Annotated in this window: 1 protein-coding gene; it reads left to right on the top strand. The window is 40.6% G+C overall.

Annotated elements, in window-relative coordinates:
* Nucleotides 1–1,825 (top strand): class I tRNA ligase family protein (locus PHV30_08250; protein MDD5457008.1); only part of this gene is annotated, 1,825 nt, incomplete at its 5' end.
* Nucleotides 1,826–1,875 lie beyond the last annotated feature (50 nt).

The following is a 1,875-nucleotide window of genomic DNA, read 5'->3' as shown; positions in this document are numbered from 1 at the left end:
GCTGGGTAATTTTGTTTCTAATGAAGATGGTACGGGCCTTGTGCATATTGCCCCGGGCCACGGTTATGATGACTATCTGGTCGGTCTGGAATACAAACTGCCCATGATTATGCCTGTAGATGAAAGCGGAATTTTTACTGAGGAAGCAGATGCCTATGCCGGGCTACCGGTTTTTGAGGCTAACAAAAATATTGTGCAGGACCTGGAAAAAAGCGGACACCTTTTGAAAATGGAATGGATGAAGCATTCATATCCGCATTGCTGGAGATGTCATAAGCCGGTTATTTTCAGAGCTACTGAACAGTGGTTTATTGCCATGGATTCTGAATTTAGATTGCGTGATAAAGCCATGCAGGAAATAAAAAAAACCGACTGGTACCCTGATTGGGGAGAAAAACGTATCGGCAGCATGGTGGAAGTCAGACCTGACTGGTGCATTTCCCGTCAACGTTTTTGGGGTATTCCCATCCCGGTTTTTTATTGCAAAAAATGTAATGAACCGCATTTTCAGGGAGCTTTTAATAAGGCTGTAGTAGAACTGGTTGCCAAAGAAGGTACCAATGCCTGGTTTACCAGACCGGCAGATGAAATATTACCGTCTTCCCTGAAATGTAAAAAATGCGGTCATCAAAAATTTGAAAAAGATAAAAACATCATGGATGTCTGGCTGGAATCCGGAGCTTCACATCATGCCGTACTGCATCAGCACAAGGATTTGCGATTTCCAGCGGACCTCTATCTGGAAGGTAGCGACCAGCATCGTGGCTGGTTTCAGTCTTCTCTTCTGGCCAGTGTGGGAGCTTTTTATCAGGCACCCTATAAAGCAGTATTGACTCATGGTTTTACAATAGATGAAAAAGGTCAGAAAATGAGCAAATCTCTTGGTAACACGATTGACCCATTACAGGTACTCAAAATTCATGGTGCCGACATCCTCAGATTGTGGGCCAGTTCCACGGATTTCAAAAATGATGTTATCCTGTCCGACAGTATCATAGGTCAGGTAAAGGACGCTTTTACCAAGATCAGAAATACGCTGAGGTTTATGATCAGTAATCTTTATGATTATGATCCGCAGAAGCAAATCATGATTGGAAATTTTGAAGAAATTGACGGTTGGATACTGGAAGAATTGAATTTACTCATCGACCAGATAGGTGCTTTTTACGAAAATTATGAGTTCCATCAGATTTATCACACTATTTATAATTTTTGTGTAATTCAACTAAGTTCTTTGTATCTTGATATTCAAAAAGATAACCTCTACTGCAATGCCAAGACTGAGCCGAAAAGACGATCTTGTCAGGCAGCAATGGAGATTGTTAGCGGTGCTTTAATAAAGATGCTTGCGCCGGTCCTGAGTTTTTCCATGGAAGATGTCTATAAGTATCTTCCCGGTGAAAGAAAAAAGTCGATATTTCTGGAAACGTTCCCGGAAAAAATTGATGTAAAAATGGACAAAAAAATTCTGGAAAAATACAAAAAGCTTTTAGAGTTGCGTTCACTGATTAATATTGAGTTGGAAAAACTGAGAAAAGACAAGGTAATAGGAAGTTCTCTGGAAGCGGTCGTTGAGCTTGTTACACCTGAAAAAATTACAGTAAATGATCTTGCCGCGGTGTTGATCGTAAGCGAGATTAAAATAATCTCAGGTAAGGAAGTAAAGGTTAGGGTATCCAAAGCCGGTGGAGAAAAGTGCCAACGCTGTTGGAAATATGCCGACCTGACTGCTGACGGTTTATGCCCAAGATGCGCTGAGGTTGTGGCTGTGCATGAAGATACAGTAATAGCGAATGAAGATATAGACGATATAACTCTTCTATAAAAATCAGCTTTGATTATTTATTTTTTATTAAATCCCGGAACGGTAATATT

The organism is Candidatus Margulisiibacteriota bacterium (genome assembly GCA_028715625.1).
In the GTDB taxonomy this organism is placed as follows: domain Bacteria; phylum Margulisbacteria; class Riflemargulisbacteria; order GWF2-35-9; family GWF2-35-9; genus JAQURL01.
Note: the sequence above shows the minus strand (reverse complement) of the source record. Positions and strands in the feature narration are given on the sequence as shown.